Annotated in this window: 16 protein-coding genes; 7 read left to right on the forward strand and 9 right to left on the reverse strand. The window is 38.3% G+C overall.

Translation table 11 applies throughout. From position 1 onward, the window contains the following. Positions 1 to 22: 22 nt before the first annotated feature. Positions 23 to 607: a tetratricopeptide repeat protein gene (locus ACQ7EO_RS14765; RefSeq protein ID WP_434277834.1), complete on the forward strand. Its 585-nt coding sequence runs from the start codon at positions 23 to 25 to the stop codon at positions 605 to 607. A 26-nt stretch (positions 608 to 633) separates the two neighbouring features. Here the strand turns inward: ACQ7EO_RS14765 and ACQ7EO_RS14770 are convergent, their stop codons facing one another. After that, on the reverse strand, positions 634 to 1,545 hold the full coding sequence (locus ACQ7EO_RS14770; protein ID WP_434277836.1) for an NUDIX domain-containing protein: 912 nt from the start codon (positions 1,543 to 1,545) through the stop codon (positions 634 to 636). A gap of 140 nt (positions 1,546 to 1,685) precedes the next feature. Between ACQ7EO_RS14770 and hemP the strand changes: the two genes are divergently transcribed. Further along, positions 1,686 to 1,856, forward strand: a complete 171-nt coding sequence (gene hemP / locus ACQ7EO_RS14775; protein ID WP_004721884.1) for a hemin uptake protein HemP — start codon at positions 1,686 to 1,688, stop codon at positions 1,854 to 1,856. Between the two features lie 189 nt (positions 1,857 to 2,045). Here hemP and ACQ7EO_RS14780 read toward each other — a convergent pair whose 3' ends face one another. The 4 genes from ACQ7EO_RS14780 to ACQ7EO_RS14795 form a co-directional block, all read right to left on the reverse strand. Then, positions 2,046 to 3,380: a sensor histidine kinase gene (locus tag ACQ7EO_RS14780; RefSeq protein WP_434277837.1), complete on the reverse strand. Its 1,335-nt coding sequence runs from the start codon at positions 3,378 to 3,380 to the stop codon at positions 2,046 to 2,048. Positions 3,381 to 3,421: 41 nt separating this feature from the next. After that, positions 3,422 to 4,087, reverse strand: coding sequence for a response regulator transcription factor (locus ACQ7EO_RS14785; RefSeq protein ID WP_004721888.1), 666 nt, complete (start codon positions 4,085 to 4,087; stop codon positions 3,422 to 3,424). Positions 4,088 to 4,249: 162 nt separating this feature from the next. Next, complete coding sequence (locus ACQ7EO_RS14790) at positions 4,250 to 4,609, reverse strand: NirD/YgiW/YdeI family stress tolerance protein (RefSeq protein WP_004820153.1); 360 nt, start codon at positions 4,607 to 4,609, stop codon at positions 4,250 to 4,252. A 101-nt stretch (positions 4,610 to 4,710) separates the two neighbouring features. Beyond that, positions 4,711 to 6,468 carry a GspE/PulE family protein gene (locus tag ACQ7EO_RS14795; protein WP_434277838.1) on the reverse strand — a complete coding sequence of 586 codons (1,758 nt, stop codon included), beginning with the start codon at positions 6,466 to 6,468 and terminating at the stop codon, positions 4,711 to 4,713. 174 nt (positions 6,469 to 6,642) lie between these two features. On the opposite strand from ACQ7EO_RS14795, the gene ACQ7EO_RS14800 reads away from it, so the two are divergent. Both ACQ7EO_RS14800 and ACQ7EO_RS14805 read left to right on the forward strand, forming a co-directional pair. Further along, positions 6,643 to 7,902, forward strand: coding sequence for an MgtC/SapB family protein (locus ACQ7EO_RS14800; protein WP_434277839.1), 1,260 nt, complete (start codon positions 6,643 to 6,645; stop codon positions 7,900 to 7,902). Positions 7,903 to 8,098: 196 nt separating this feature from the next. After that, positions 8,099 to 9,070, forward strand: a complete 972-nt coding sequence (locus ACQ7EO_RS14805; RefSeq protein WP_434277841.1) for a hypothetical protein — start codon at positions 8,099 to 8,101, stop codon at positions 9,068 to 9,070. 149 nt (positions 9,071 to 9,219) lie between these two features. Here ACQ7EO_RS14805 and ACQ7EO_RS14810 read toward each other — a convergent pair whose 3' ends face one another. After that, positions 9,220 to 9,852, reverse strand: coding sequence for a hypothetical protein (locus ACQ7EO_RS14810; protein ID WP_004721894.1), 633 nt, complete (start codon positions 9,850 to 9,852; stop codon positions 9,220 to 9,222). An 88-nt stretch (positions 9,853 to 9,940) separates the two neighbouring features. On the opposite strand from ACQ7EO_RS14810, the gene ACQ7EO_RS14815 reads away from it, so the two are divergent. The 3 genes from ACQ7EO_RS14815 to ACQ7EO_RS14825 all read left to right on the forward strand — a co-directional run bounded on the left by ACQ7EO_RS14815 (position 9,941) and on the right by ACQ7EO_RS14825 (position 12,050). Continuing rightward, positions 9,941 to 10,312 (forward strand): DUF3144 domain-containing protein, encoded by a 372-nt coding sequence (locus ACQ7EO_RS14815; protein ID WP_004820143.1) that lies wholly within the window; start codon positions 9,941 to 9,943, stop codon positions 10,310 to 10,312. A gap of 53 nt (positions 10,313 to 10,365) precedes the next feature. Then, positions 10,366 to 10,770, forward strand: a complete 405-nt coding sequence (locus ACQ7EO_RS14820) for a DUF3144 domain-containing protein (protein WP_004820141.1) — start codon at positions 10,366 to 10,368, stop codon at positions 10,768 to 10,770. 215 nt (positions 10,771 to 10,985) lie between these two features. After that, entirely contained in the window at positions 10,986 to 12,050 is a 1,065-nt protein-coding gene (locus ACQ7EO_RS14825; RefSeq protein ID WP_434277843.1) for an amidohydrolase family protein, read from the forward strand. A gap of 91 nt (positions 12,051 to 12,141) precedes the next feature. On the opposite strand, the gene ACQ7EO_RS14830 is transcribed toward ACQ7EO_RS14825, so the two are convergent. From ACQ7EO_RS14830 to thiE, 3 genes are all read right to left on the reverse strand, one after another. Next, positions 12,142 to 12,558, reverse strand: coding sequence for a GlcG/HbpS family heme-binding protein (locus ACQ7EO_RS14830; protein WP_034612206.1), 417 nt, complete (start codon positions 12,556 to 12,558; stop codon positions 12,142 to 12,144). A 146-nt stretch (positions 12,559 to 12,704) separates the two neighbouring features. Continuing rightward, positions 12,705 to 14,000 (reverse strand): glutamate-1-semialdehyde 2,1-aminomutase, encoded by a 1,296-nt coding sequence (hemL, locus tag ACQ7EO_RS14835; protein ID WP_004721899.1) that lies wholly within the window; start codon positions 13,998 to 14,000, stop codon positions 12,705 to 12,707. Positions 14,001 to 14,062: 62 nt separating this feature from the next. Then, positions 14,063 to 14,689 carry a thiamine phosphate synthase gene (thiE, locus tag ACQ7EO_RS14840; protein WP_239046077.1) on the reverse strand — a complete coding sequence of 209 codons (627 nt, stop codon included), beginning with the start codon at positions 14,687 to 14,689 and terminating at the stop codon, positions 14,063 to 14,065. Between the last annotated feature and the right edge of the window lie 39 nt (positions 14,690 to 14,728).

Raw genomic sequence — 14,728 nt, forward strand, 5'->3', positions numbered from 1 at the left:
GGCTTTTAAATAGGAATTTGTGATGAAACGAAATGTAAGCACAATCGCTTATATTCTAAGTTTAAGTGGAATATTAACTTTGGCCGGGTGTCAAACAACACCCCAACAAAATTCTAAACCAAGCAAATCTGTTGAAAAGCCAAAATCTGAACAGCCTGACCATCGGGTTACGACACCAGATGGGGTAAAAATTACCCCTTATGAACGCCCTGAAATTAAACGTGAAAAAGTTCCTGTCGTGATTGCTCCGCAATCCAAGCCTCAAACGCAAAAATTTGAAGATGGGGAAAATATCCCAGCATTTAAACAGCTCATCCAACAAACTCAAACTGCGTATCAAAAGGGCCAGTGGGATGAAGCTGAACGTTATGCAATCCATGCACAACGTATAGCACCACAATCAGCACAAGTGTTCTCTTATTTGGCTCAAATTGCCAATCAGAAGAAACAATATGCGAATGCGGAATCTCTAGCGCGACGTGGTTTAAGTTATGCGCAAAGCCCATCCCAAAAGAAAACCTTTTGGAATGTTATCTTGCAGGCTGCTCAACAATTAAAAAATCAACAGACCATCGCAGAAGCGCAAAAACAGTTACAACGTTTATAACTGTTTAAGCCAATATCTCTGCTCGATTAAAAATTTCGAATCCCAGCAATCCCGTATGCATAATGCTGTTGTGCAATCGCTAAATCAGCTTGGCTTAATCCCCCCAATGCAAAGACGGGTAAATCACAGGTCTTGGCATATTCAGCAAATTTTTCCCATCCAAGTGCATTGGCTTCAGGATGGGTCTGGGTTGCAAATACTGGACTTAACATCACAGCATCAAAGCCTAAGCTCTGTGCTCGCTGTAAAGATACCAAATCATGACATGCTGCTATACAACGTAGACCGATTGGTAACTGCCCGATGTGTAAATCCATCAATTGATGCTGTTTATAATGTACAGCAGCTATACTTTTTTGAAGATGCTCAGGCAGCTGTTGCCATAGCTCTATATTGACGATCAAGCGAGATAAGGCATTTGGATCTAACTGCGAAATTTGTGTTACAGCGATCTGATCTGTAGTCGTTCTAAAATAAAAAAATTGCGCGTTGTCATCTCGTTTTCTTTCTATGCTCAATGCTGAAAGACTATCGGAGATTTTAATTTGATGCGCCCAGTACAAGCGTTGAATAATCGCTTGATTGGCTTTAGGGAAATTCAGCGCGAATAGTTGATCACGCCCATACCATGTCCAAGGTTTCTGAATATCATGCAAATATTGTTCAGGAACCGTGGCATGAAAAAGATGGAGAAACACTTCAACATCATCATAAACATGATGGATCACGTCAAAAGCATGCCATTGCTGGATGCCAATTCCCACTTCCTCAAAGATCTCTCGACGGCATGCTTCAACAGGCGTTTCCCCTGCTTCAATTTTGCCGCCAGGAAATTCATATTTATTGCCCTGATGCTGATCTGCATTGCGCCAACCGACCAACACTTTCCCACGATAAAGTAATAAAGCGATAGCCACATGAATACTGGGTTTAGACATAAAAATCGACACCTGAATTTTTAATGAATTGTAAGCAATTATAGAAATTTTATAAATGATAAAAATTATCGTTGACAGACCTATTCGATAATGATTATCATTTAAATCACTTAGACAGCACCCCACACGGAGTAACAATAATGAACGCACCTTTTAGCCTATTCACACGTAACACTGAAGCTCACCAATCTCTTCCGATGTTACATTCAAATAACTTATTTGCATTAGGGCGCGAAATTCGCATCATGCATGCTGGAGAGGAATATCGCTTACGTTTAACACGTAACAATCGTCTAATTTTGACCAAATAACTATAAAAAGATTAAGTTAAAACAAAAAACGTGGGAACAAGCAGTATGAATCAGCGCATACTGCTTTTTAATTTTGTCAGCTGATTTTTAATGCTTGTCTGTTGATTTTTATGCAACAACCTATCTCTATAAATCGATCCAATGAAATGCTAAACACTCAATAAAAATAACCGATTCAATCGTACAGCTTTAACGTAAATAAACACAAACGCTCAAACCGCCATATTCGGAAGCAGCAAACTGAATCTGTCCATGATGCAGATCGATCACCTTTTTACAAATTGACAAACCTAAGCCTGAACCTTGTGTTTTGGTCCCCAACGCTCGGTAAAAACGTTCACCTAAACGATCTAAGATATCTTGAGGAATACCCTCACCATCATTTTGAATTTCAAAGCTATTGCTATTGTTTAAAGGTCCAATCTGAATATAAATATTGCCCTGTACTGGCGTATAACGAATCGCATTATCGACAAGATTGCGAATACAAATAAACAGTAATTCTTCATTTACATAGACTTGAACATCTTCACTTTGGATATGAATCTGAACCTGCTTTTCATCTATAAATGGATCTAAGCTACTTAACACATGCTGAGTCATTTGCTCTAGACTTATCCAAGTCTTCGGTAATTCACTGGCATCCGCTGGATCTAATCGTGCCAAAAGCAAAAGATTTTCAAGAACCAGCGTTCCTCGATTCACATCATTTTGAATACTATTGAGTTGCTGATAAATCTCAGGAACCTCTGCATATTTGCGTTGTAATAACTGCAAACGCATTTGTATCGCAGAAAGCGGCGAGCGCAATTCATGTGATGCATCTGCGGTAAAGCGTTGTTCAGCAATTAAAGCTTGATCCAGTCGAGCAAGCATTTGATTGAGCTGATTGACCATTGGCTCAAGTTCTTTAAATGCAGGCTGCTGCTGAATTAAGCTGAGATCATTGGCATTTTTCTCTGCAATTTCTGTTGAAAGCAGTTGAATGGATTTAAATTGTTTTTTAACTGAGAAATGTAAAATCAGCCATTGCAGCAACCAGAGACTCAATAAAACCAATAAATAGCTGATAAAACTGTGCAATAAGTCTTTAAAACGGACACTTAAGGGCTGTATAACATAGACGCTTAACTGGGAATCCTGATCAATCGCTCGGTAGCTACGTAACAACTTATTCTCTGCCCAAATAAATGCATATCCATTGTCTTCACTCTTCGCCAGAAGATTGTCATGCCCCTGTTGTAAATCAAATTCAGGGGATTGGGTCAACATCACCTGACCATTCATCAATCGATATTGAATATCAAATTCATCACTTAACTCATCCAATTGAAAACCAGACGTCGCACTTAAATCTGAGATCAGAAGCATATCTGCAACTTCATCCATGATTTCATCTTGTACCTTCATGTTGTGATAAATCGAAAGACTGACCAAAAGTATCAGCGCAAAAACACCTGCCACAATTGAACTGAGCATGGAGGTCTTAATCAGCTTGGTTTGTAGTGATACTGCTTGGGTCATATTCATCCTATTGAAATCATTCAAAATGCTCGGTGAAATAATCAATCTTGCTCTTTATTCATACGATAGCCCAAGCCACGGATTGTTTTAATCAAATGTCCACCGATCTTCTTACGCAATTGATAGATATAAACTTCAATCGCATTACTTTCAATTTCATCTCCCCAAGCATAAAGAGATTCTTCCAATTGCTCTCGTGTCACAATATGTTCAGGCTTTTGCATCAATTTATATAAAATTTGAAATTCTTTTGCAGTGAGATGAACAACTTGCTGATCCTGAAATACCGTTTTCGCTTGAGTATCTAACACTAAATTTTCATATTTTATTTCATGTAAATTTGTGACTTGGGTTTGTCTGAGCTGTGCCCGTACTCGGGCAGATAATTCTTCTAAACTAAAAGGCTTTACCAAATAATCATTTGCGCCGAGATCCAAACCTTGCACACGATCTTGAATACTGTCTCTCGCTGTAAGAAAAATCACAGGAATTTCTGGAAATTGACGTTTTAACAGTTTAAGAATTTCATCGCCAGTGGCTTTGGGCAAACCACGATCTAGCAAGATGCAATCATATTGATGCTGTTCTATGGCTAAAATTGCATGATCACCACGTTCAACCCAATCTATATTGTAGCCATCCATTTCCAACCAAGATTTAATACTTTCAGCTTGTGAACTATCATCTTCAGCGAGCAAAATTCGCATAGACCATCTCTCTTTTAGGCAGATAAAGCCTTGATCAAAATAAAATCTGCAGTTTGTTGCTGTTCATACTTGTTGAACATAGGTAAAGACCACATGCATACACATGTAGTCTTAGCGAATATAACGAGAATCTGCTGTGATTTATTTTAATGGATAAAATAATTAAAAATTCACCGCATCCACATCAATTTCTACACGTTTCGTCGGTTTATAGTCGATATCGACCTCACCAAACAATGTCACTGTAGCATTTGCCGCGATCGGTTTACCTTGCCATAATTCATCATCAATATCGACAGTAATGCTACCTGTGCTATCACGGAATTGATATTTTTCATCACCGATTGCTTTAACCACGTTGCCACGAAGCTGCACTTTAGTATCGTCTTTTAATGTTAACGCTTGTTTTACTGTGGTTAAACTTGGTGTAAGCGCTGATTGATTTATCGCTGTGTTTGCAGTGGCAAAACTTGTTAAACCAATCAAGCTTGTGGTTAAAATTGTTTTCGCAATGACGTTCATTGTTGTATCCTCATATCGGTTCATCGTTTCGATAGAAGCATTAAAACAAACCAACATGAGGTGAATCTTAGGATTTCTTCATTTGCTCTTTTAAGTCAAAATTAATTTAAAGGCACAACTCTAAGGACTTCTTCCAGCGTAGTTACGCCTTCCAATACTTTCCGTGCACCAGCAATTCTTAATGGTTCAATACCCTCTTTTTTTGCCTGCATTTTTAAATCATCTAAAGTCACGCCCGCACTAATTCTCTGCTTTGCGTCAAGGCTAATCGGCATAAACTCGTAAATCCCGACACGACCTTTATAACCTGTTTGACGGCATTCCTCACATCCAACTGCTTTATATACAAAACTAGGCATTTTGGTCTGATAGCCAAATGTCAAATGCTTCCACTCTTGTTCATTGATAAAGGTTTCTTGTTTGCAATGTGGACAAAGCTTACGCACTAAACGCTGAGCCAATACTCCCAAAATCGTTGCAGCGGTTAAAAAAGGCTGCACGCCTAAATCATGCAAACGTGTCAAACTTGATGGTGCATCATTGGTATGCAGAGTTGAAAGTACTAAATGACCTGTTAATGCTGCCTGAATCGCCATGTTGGCAGTATCTTGGTCACGAATTTCCCCAACCATAATAATATCTGGATCTTGACGCATCAATGCACGGATACCATCGGCAAAACCGAGCTCAATCCCTTGATTGACCTGCATCTGGTTAAAACTTGGCTCCAACATCTCAATCGGATCTTCAATGGTACAGACATTCACTTGTTCGGTAGCCAATTGTTTTAACGAAGAATAAAGCGTGGTGGTTTTACCTGAACCTGTGGGGCCAGTCACCAAAATAATGCCATGACTATGTTGCGTTAAAGCATGCCACTGTGCCAATAAATGTTCATCAAAACCCAATTGTTGAAAACTTCGTACCAAAACTTCTGGGTCGAAAATACGCATTACCAACTTTTCACCAAAAGCAGTCGGCAATGTTGAAAGACGTAACTCGGTTTCTTGTCCTTTCGGTGTCCGTGTTTTTAAACGCCCATCCTGCGGTTTACGTTTTTCTGCAACATTCATACGACCTAAAATTTTAATCCGTGAAATAACCGCGGTTAAGGTATTGGCTGGCATATTATAAATTGTATGCAGTACCCCATCGATACGAAAACGAATTTTGCCTTTTTCCTTACGCGGTTCTAAGTGAATATCACTTGCGCCTTGCTCAAAAGCAAACTGTAAAACCCAATCGACCAGTTTCACAATATGCTGATCATTGGCATCAGGATTCTGGGTGTCACCCAATTGTAAAAGTGCTTCTACACCTTTATTTTCTTTATCATAGGCACTGGATTTTTGCGAATTGCTGACCGCTTTACTGACTTGATAGTACTCAGTTAAATAACGTTGTAATAACTCAGGATTTAACACCACTTTTTCAATTTTTTTGGGGCTTAAACTACGCTCTAAATTATGTACCCAATCCGTCATAAAAGGCTGTGCTGTACCAATCAGAATTTTATCGGCACTGACCTCAACTGCTAAAATTTTATTTCTTATTGCAAACTCTTGCGACATGACATTGGTTAGTGAAGTCACATCGGCCTTTAACGGATCAATCGTAAATGAATTGAGTTCGGCTTTTTCAGCTAACCATTCTGTCAGCGTGGTCAATGTCAGTCTTTTAACTGGATTTTTAGCATCGACGAGCTTAAAGCTGGCTATCCATTGTAAAGGATGCCACTTCAACTGATCGCGTTGTCGATGCGTGGTTTGTACCAATAGTTTTTCACGTTCTGTAATACGACCATCTTTTAATAATTGTTCTAAACACCAAGCTGTATCGATTTCAAAATTAAATTGCATTGTTATATCCCCGAAACTCAATCTACTATAACAAAATTAATTGTTGTATTTCTTGGATTTTCTAAATTCAACAATGTATTTAACGTAAGGCTAAAAAATAAACTTTTATTTTTCTAAAACTTTGCGATACATTGAAATCATTCTATTAATTCATGGTCTTATTTGGAGAGCACTATGAATTTTATATCGCTATATCCATTTTCATTTGGTTCTTATACCGATTTCCTCACCATCATTGCGGCTGCATTGGGTTGTGGTCTACTTATCGGTCTTGAACGTGAACGAAGTCAGCAACGTGAAAATCAAAATAGTTTTGCGGGTCTAAGGTCATTTGCCATCTGCGCTTTACTTGGCGCTGTTTGCTTTTTGTTTGGTCCCTATTTTGGCATTGCAGGTGCATTCATTACAGGTGGTATCGTCATTTATTCTTTAAAGAATCAAACTGATGATCCCGGTGTAACCACTGAAATTGCATTTATCCTCACTTATTTTATCGGTGGAATGTGCGTTTGGAATATTTCTTTTGCTGCAGGTTTATCGGTCATCCTCACCGTCTTGTTGATGACTAAACGTTCTATGCATGGCATTGCAGGGAAATGGATTACAGAATCTGAATTTAAAGATGGAATTTTCTTACTGGCATTGTTATTAATTGCATTGCCACTGACACCAAACAAAGCTTTATGGGGTGCTGTGCTTAACCCCTATGTTATTTTAAAATTACTCACCTTAATCTTGGCGGTACAAGCACTTGCACATATTGCCAAACGATTATTGTCATCAAAAAATGCCATGCTGTTGTCTTCGCTTGCTTCAGGTTTTGTTTCCAGTACCGCTACCATTGCCAGCTTAGGCTTAGAAGTCAGAAATGGACGTGCAGATGCCAAAGCCAATGCTGGGGCAGCATTAATGTCTTGCGTGGCAACTCTAATACAACTCATGATTATTGTAATTGGTGTCAGTATTACATGGTTCAAGCTCATTGTACTGCCCAGTCTAATCGCTATCGCGATCCTGACCATTTTTGCCTTATGGTTTATGCGTCACACACAACCGATTGAAAATAATCAGCTTACAGATAGTCGTATGTTTAGTCTAAAAGAAGCAGCCATTATTGCAGCGTCGTTAACCTTGATTCAGGCGGGTGTATATGGGCTAAATCTTTTATTGGGTGATGCGGGTTTAATTGCCGGTACGCTTTTGGCCTCATTATTTGAAATTCATGGCGCTTTGGCCACAATTGTCATTCAGGGAGAACCGAGTAAGCACATCTTATCTCTCGCCTTTGTTTTGGGTTTAGCAGCACATGCCATTGCGAAATCGATCAATGCATTTTTAAGTGGTGGCAGTCGCTATGCATTGATCTTTGCTCCAATTCAAATTTTGCATATGACGATGTTTATCATCGTTTTTGTTTGGGCTCTTCAATATTAAAAGCACTTTTTTTTGCAAGGATGAAATTGAAAAGCAGCAAAATCATTTTAAGCTTTCGATCAATATATAATTATAAAAATTAACAGAATTTTAAAATTTCATCAAAAAAACATTGAAAAAATAAAATGTTTAAATATGATGACAGCGAGAATTTTTATACTCATAAATTTTAATATCTTATAATTTGGAATAATTCATGAAAATTAAATTACTGTCTTTTACCATCATTTCTTCATTATTTTTAAGCGCATGTGGAGGTGATTCAGATGCTGGGGATTATACAACGAACAACGAATCTGAATGGTTTGGGTATGAAACTGGCGCTTCAACCCAAGACATTAACCTCTTTACTAAAGTAAAGTTTAGCTTTAACAATAAGCAGATGTACATCAATGGTGAATATAACGTTGATGGTTCAACACAGTTCCTTTCATCAGATCTTTTAAGTGATTATCTAGCAACAGATGGGCTCTATGATGCACCTAAAAGTAAAACTGATTTGGGCTATCAATATGCAACGTTGAAATCGAAAACAGCGACAGTTTGGACATTTACACCCTATTCATCTCGTAACTATAACCAATTGGAATTAACTGAAAAATTTGAAACAGTGAACTTAACAGGCAAAGCAATTAGTCCATACATCAATGGATTTGAGCATTATGCTGGTTCAAACATAGCACTTAGCTCAGTAGTTGGCGCTTATTCTTCATATTATGTGCAAAAACTAAAAGGCAAAACATTCCCGTCTGGATCAACGTGTTTACGATCAATTTCCTCTTCAACAAATACAAACTTTGCTGATTTTTATTCAGGCTATCGTCTGAATAATTATGACCCATCAAAATATTTTAAAGATGGTTATATTTCAACGGCGCTAGGAAAGTTCAACTTAGATTTATCCAGAGATATGCAACTGAATACATCAGTTGATGCCGTAGCTAAAATCGGCTCTGACTATTACCCAGCAAGTTATTATACTGCGGGTGAATATGACATACTTGCAAACCAAATTAAGCAATATGAACGAGATTATCAAGATGCTGTTGCTGAGTCTGGTAAAAACAGTATAAATGCGCAGTTAGCAGAAGCTTATCTAAATGGCTTAAAGTCAGAATGTACGCTGTTTAACAAAACAGCAAGTGTTGCAATTGATGCTGTAAAATAAAAGATATTCTTTTATATAGCACTGACTAAATCTTATTTTTAGTCAGTGCTTAAAATAATTTACTCGTTTCATTTTGTAGCTAGAAAAACAACAAAGTTAAAAATCACAGCCTATTTAACAAAATCTACAACCATCTATTTCACAACCGCCTAACGATATTTACCAAATACTTTCCAGAGATTGTTATCCGCTAAAGGATCAGCATAGCTATCATTACGTGGCTTGCGCGGTTTATCGCGAGCATCGACCAATTCAAAATCTTTTTCAGTGCTCAGCACTAAACCATTCACATAAAATCGTGTTCTTGTATATTCACTTTGTCCAAACTGAAAAATATAGGTTCGTAAATCAATAAATTCACGATGCGCAACCAAGGCTGCGGTATCATCACTGTTTAACCACTGCGACATATTTTTAATTTGGCTGGGTTCAAATTGCCCACATTTCTCAACCAGTGAAGCAATCCCACGAAAAGTTTTTGATTCTTTGGCACGGGTTTTATTAATTCGAATCCGATCTACATGAAAAAAGAACAAAGGTAAATTTAAATGGCTGGGTAATTGAGCCACATCTAAAGCCTCATCCTGCATAAAAGGTTGATACAAGGTTTGTGCCCTTTCAAGCAATCCAAGCCACTGTTTATAGTAGGCCTCTACTGCAGATTGGGTTCCATAATAAATTGGCAAACCTTCAACATTGCTCAAGTCTACAGGCGGCCAAATATTTTGGCGTAATAATGCAATATCACTTTTCAAGCTTTGTATGGCAATCGCATCTTGCATTATCTACTCCTTGAGTATTTATTAAGCTTAGGCTATTTGAGTATGCTATAGTTATATCAATGAAACAAGTCTATGAAAAGGAATGATAATGTCCGAAAATAATGATTTTTTTGAAGAAACTGAAGAAGTTGAATCTGACGAATACTTTTATGAGCGTGCTGATGAATTTATTGCTCTCGCCAATCAATTTGCAGATCAAAATCATCAAGTTTCGCATTTGACAGCACATCCTGGAAAGATCAGTGCTTCATTTATGTATGCCAATGCTCGTTATAGTATTTGGCATGCAGCTTGTGCCTACAATCAAGCACCAGATTTTAAAGCGGATCGCCAAGTCATCTTAGACTATTATGTAGAACAATTTAAACTCATGCTTGAAGATCATCTTGATGAATATCAAGAAAATTTTGACAGCTATTTTGCAAATTCAGATACAGAAGAAGTAAAGCGTTTCGTTTAACCCTTGGATTGCCTATAATAGCCCACCAATGAAATACGCTATGTGGAAAAGTCATGTCTCAAAAAATCGATGCTACTGATGTCACCGAAGAAGAAGCTTTAAATGCTGTTTTTTTTGAGCGTGCGGATGAGTTTATCAAACAAGCCAATGAGTTTTGCCGCCCAGCGAAAGGACAGCAACCTAAGCCAGAAGAACTTCGTGGACAAGTCAGCTCAGCAATGCTCTTCGCTACTGCACGTTTTAATACCTGGGTTGCTGCAAACACCTTTAAAGATGGTGATGAAATGCGTGACGCCAAAGAACAAGTCATGTCTTATATATTGCAACAATTCCAAATGATGCTAGAAGACAATTATGATGAGTATTGTGAGCAGTTTGAAAATTATCTCCGTTTCCGTAAAAACGAAGATTTTCATACCCACAAACATGATCATGATGGCCATGATCATCAACACTGATTGAATTAATTCATCTTAGATCAATCAAAGCATTGATAAAATAGCCTCTTCAATGAGGCTATTTTTTTATAACAATTTATGGCAGTCATCCCAAAATAATAAAATCAACTGATTCCTCCAATGGCTTTACCGCTTAAATTTTACCAAGTGACATATTCACCTTTTATAAAATTCATGTATTGTATTTTGATAATAAATAACAATTTGGACGTTATATGCAAGATTTGAATTTTCCAATCATTGACCCACATATTCACCAATGGGATCCCTATAACACCCCACATGCAGCAGCATTTGCGGTAAAGCTTTTGGGCAAGCGCCCATTTCTACTCGATAAAATGGTGCGTTTAGTCAAAGCTAAAGATTTGATTGAAACGGTTGGACTAACTGAGCACATCACCCGCCCCTATTTACCACAAGACTATAAACATGATCTTGGATCATATACAGTCGAACAAGTGGTGCATATTGAAGCCAGTTGGGCCAAACAGAAAGGCAAAGCTGTCGTGGGTGAAACAGAATTTATTGAATCCTTACCCTTTAATGAAAACACCGTAAAACTTGGTGGCATCGTGGCTACCGCCGACCCGTGCGATCCTAATTTCAAAAAGATTTTAAAGTTACATCAAAAAGCATCTAAACGTTTGCGCGGTATACGCCGCATGGCTGCCTTTCATGAAGATAAAGGCGTGCATAATTGGACAGATCTCCCGCACCTGTATACCGAGAAAAAGTTCTTAAAAGGCTTTGAACAACTCGCGCAACATAATCTGAGTTTTGATGCTTGGGTGTATTCTCATCAAATTCCCGATGTAATTGAGCTGGCAAAAAAGTTCCCAGAAACCTCAATTGTTTTAGACCACTTTGGTACACCAGCAGGCTTGTTTGGTAAAATTGGACAAAATACAGGCTTGTCTAAAACAGCACGTGAAAATATTTTTTATCAATGGCAAGATGCTATTGCTGAATTATCCGCTTATCCAAATGTATATACCAAAATGTCTGGTCTATTTATGCCAGTGCTTGGTCATCAATTTTATAAGAAAAAACAACTGGCCTCTAAACAGCAAATCATTGATCTAGTTGCACCACTGATTCTGCATGCTTTGGAAAGTTTTGGCACCTACCGGGTGATGTTTGCTTCTAATTTCCCAATGGATCGGGTCAATACCAGTCTGGTGAATATCATTGATGCGTTTAGTGATATCGTGATGCAATATGATGGAAATGCACTGGAAAACATCTTCCACCATAATGCCAAACAATTTTATCGTTTGTAATTTTACAAGATAAAAGAGGTGTTTACTTAAACACCTCTTCAAACTTATTTACTGACTTTACCTATACGCATAATTTTTTAAGTATAGACGTTTAATTAAACTGCGAAAGAAAGGCTTGAATTGCATGTCGTGCAATTTCAGCATCTTCAAATGATTTCACTCCTGAAATACCCACTGCACCAACCAACTGACCTTGATACAAAATAGGCTCACCACCTTCCAACATCCCTGAGCCGCTCTGCATGGTTAAAAATCCCATTTGACCATTTTTGATAAGGGTCTCATATGATCCTGACGGTCTACGACTTAATGCAGAGCATCTGGCTTTGTCCAAACAGAATTTCGACGTCAATGCAGAAGCGCCGTCCATACGCTTCATTGCCAATAAATTGCCCGTTTCATCAACGATGGCAATACTGACATTAAAAGCATGATCAATTGCATATTGATGTGCTTTATTCAATAAAAACTCTGCATCAGATAAGGTTAAATAGTGTTTGGTTTGCATATTTTCTTCCTGAATTATAATGTCTAAAATCACAAAAAAGCCTGTAGTCCTTTAGACTACAGGCTTTTATTCTAAATCAAACTTGATTCAAAAAGACTGTCCATTCTGCTCATTTATTCAAGCAATCGAAGCGGCCTTAAATCCCCTTAAGCTTGCATTTCAGCAAAGACTTGTTTAGCCATATCAATGGTAAACTGAATATCTTCATCACTGTGTGCAGCTGAAATAAAGCCTGCCTCAAATGCAGATGGAGCAAGGTTTACACCACGATTTAACATCCCGTGGAAGAATTTACGGAATGCTTCAATGTCGCATTTTAAAATATGGTCAAAACTACTAATTTCGGTTTGATCAGTAAAGTAAAGGCCGAACAAACCACCAGCTTGTTGAGTAAAGAATGGGATTCCAGCTTCATCCGCAGCCGCTTGTAGACCCTGTAATAATTGATCTAATTTTGCAGACAAATCAGTGTAGAAGTTAGGTTGGCGAAGGGTTTCAAACATTTTGATCCCTGCTCGCATAGCCAATGGATTACCCGACAAAGTTCCTGCTTGGTAAACCCCACCTAAAGGCGCGATACATTCCATGATTTCACGTTTTCCACCAAATGCACCGACTGGTAATCCAGCACCAATGATTTTACCCAAAGTCGTTAAATCAGGTTTTACATTATAATATGCTTGCGCACCACCGAGTGCTACACGGAAACCTGTCATCACTTCATCAATAATAAATACTGATTTGTATTGATCACATTGCTCACGAATCGTTTCTAAGAAACCTTTGATTGGCTTAACCAGATTCATATTTCCAGCAACAGGTTCAACAATCACCCCTGCAATCTCTTGACCATATTTCGCAAAACAAGCTTTAACAGCTTCAATATCATTATATGGCAAGGTCACCGTATGCTTGGCAAAATCAGCAGGTACACCCTTTGATGTTGGCTCACCCATGGTCAACATGCCTGAACCCGCTTTAACCAATAAAGAATCTGAATGTCCGTGATAGCAACCTTCAAATTTCACAATCATGTCACGACCTGTATAACCACGCGCCAAACGAATAGCCGTCATGGTTGCTTCAGTACCTGAGTTGGTCATACGGACCAATTCAATTGATGGCATGATTTCACAGATCAAATCAGCCAGTGTGGTTTCATGTACCGTCGGTGCACCAAAGCTTAAACCATCAACTGCTGCTTCTTGTACTGCTTGGATAATATCGGGATGCGCATGACCTAAAATCATCGGCCCCCAAGAACCCACATAGTCCACATAGCGCTTGCCGTCGACATCGTATAAATAAGCACCTTTGGCTTTTTCGATAAATACTGGCGTACCACCCACCCCATTAAACGCTCGTACTGGAGAATTCACTCCACCTGGAATATGTTTACTGGCTTGTTTAAACAATTGCTCTTGTTTTGGAGATAGGCTCATAAATCGACTCAATCCTGTAGAATACTAAAATTTCAAAATGATATAAAAAATCACGATACAAATTAAGATTTTGCAGTTTCTGCAAATAACTGTGCCCAAGCTGCGACACGGGCAGGAATATTTTCAACTGATAGAGCTAATATATCACTAATCACTGCGCAAAGGTCAGCACCAGCCTCAATCACAGCTTGAGAATTTTCAACCGTTAAGCCGCCAATGGCACAAATAGGTAAATCAAACTTTTTAGATGCCTGCTGTAATGCTGCTAGACCAATATTACCTGCTTCTGGTTTGGTCGATGTTGCATAAATTGCGCCAAAAGCCACATAGCTTGCTCCTTCAGCGATTGCTTTTTCAGCCAACTCAATTGAGTTTAAGCAAGTTCGCCCAATGATGACACCTTGTGGTAAACGTTGCACTGCATCTGAAATTTCACCATCAGACTGCCCAAGATGCACACCTAAACTAAATTGTTCAGCTAAATCTAAATCATCATTAATCAAAAATGGTGTCTGATACTTTTCACACAGTTGTTTGATCTGCTTCACTTCATTGGCTTGGTCAGATTGAGCGACTTTTTTACGGCGATACTGAAGAATAGCGACTTGCTTAGTGCTTAAAGCAGCTTCGAGTTTTTCTAATAATAATTGGATTGGATCGTCGTTGGTAATCAGGTAAAGACCGCGCATTCAATATTCTCAAACAATCAAATAAATGGATTATAAGCA

The organism is Acinetobacter sp. CE-15, from assembly GCF_051059255.1.
Lineage (GTDB): Bacteria > Pseudomonadota > Gammaproteobacteria > Pseudomonadales > Moraxellaceae > Acinetobacter > Acinetobacter guillouiae.

Bases quoted from the DNA above. Each gene is read 5' to 3' on its own strand.
- thiE (WP_239046077.1), bottom strand. From the start codon at position 14,689: ATGCGCGGTCTTTACCTGATTACCAACGACGATCCAATCCAATTATTA.
- ACQ7EO_RS14810 (WP_004721894.1), bottom strand. From the start codon at position 9,852: ATGCAAGATGCGATTGCCATACAAAGCTTGAAAAGTGATATTGCATTA.
- ACQ7EO_RS14830 (WP_034612206.1), bottom strand. From the start codon at position 12,558: ATGCAAACCAAACACTATTTAACCTTATCTGATGCAGAGTTTTTATTG.
- ACQ7EO_RS14825 (WP_434277843.1), top strand. From the start codon at position 10,986: ATGCAAGATTTGAATTTTCCAATCATTGACCCACATATTCACCAATGG.
- ACQ7EO_RS14790 (WP_004820153.1), bottom strand. From the start codon at position 4,609: ATGAACGTCATTGCGAAAACAATTTTAACCACAAGCTTGATTGGTTTA.
- ACQ7EO_RS14805 (WP_434277841.1), top strand. From the start codon at position 8,099: ATGAAAATTAAATTACTGTCTTTTACCATCATTTCTTCATTATTTTTA.
- ACQ7EO_RS14820 (WP_004820141.1), top strand. From the start codon at position 10,366: ATGTCTCAAAAAATCGATGCTACTGATGTCACCGAAGAAGAAGCTTTA.
- ACQ7EO_RS14795 (WP_434277838.1), bottom strand. From the start codon at position 6,468: ATGCAATTTAATTTTGAAATCGATACAGCTTGGTGTTTAGAACAATTA.
- ACQ7EO_RS14780 (WP_434277837.1), bottom strand. From the start codon at position 3,380: ATGACCCAAGCAGTATCACTACAAACCAAGCTGATTAAGACCTCCATG.
- hemP (WP_004721884.1), top strand. From the start codon at position 1,686: ATGAACGCACCTTTTAGCCTATTCACACGTAACACTGAAGCTCACCAA.
- ACQ7EO_RS14770 (WP_434277836.1), bottom strand. From the start codon at position 1,545: ATGTCTAAACCCAGTATTCATGTGGCTATCGCTTTATTACTTTATCGT.
- ACQ7EO_RS14785 (WP_004721888.1), bottom strand. From the start codon at position 4,087: ATGCGAATTTTGCTCGCTGAAGATGATAGTTCACAAGCTGAAAGTATT.
- hemL (WP_004721899.1), bottom strand. From the start codon at position 14,000: ATGAGCCTATCTCCAAAACAAGAGCAATTGTTTAAACAAGCCAGTAAA.
- ACQ7EO_RS14800 (WP_434277839.1), top strand. From the start codon at position 6,643: ATGAATTTTATATCGCTATATCCATTTTCATTTGGTTCTTATACCGAT.
- ACQ7EO_RS14765 (WP_434277834.1), top strand. From the start codon at position 23: ATGAAACGAAATGTAAGCACAATCGCTTATATTCTAAGTTTAAGTGGA.
- ACQ7EO_RS14815 (WP_004820143.1), top strand. From the start codon at position 9,941: ATGTCCGAAAATAATGATTTTTTTGAAGAAACTGAAGAAGTTGAATCT.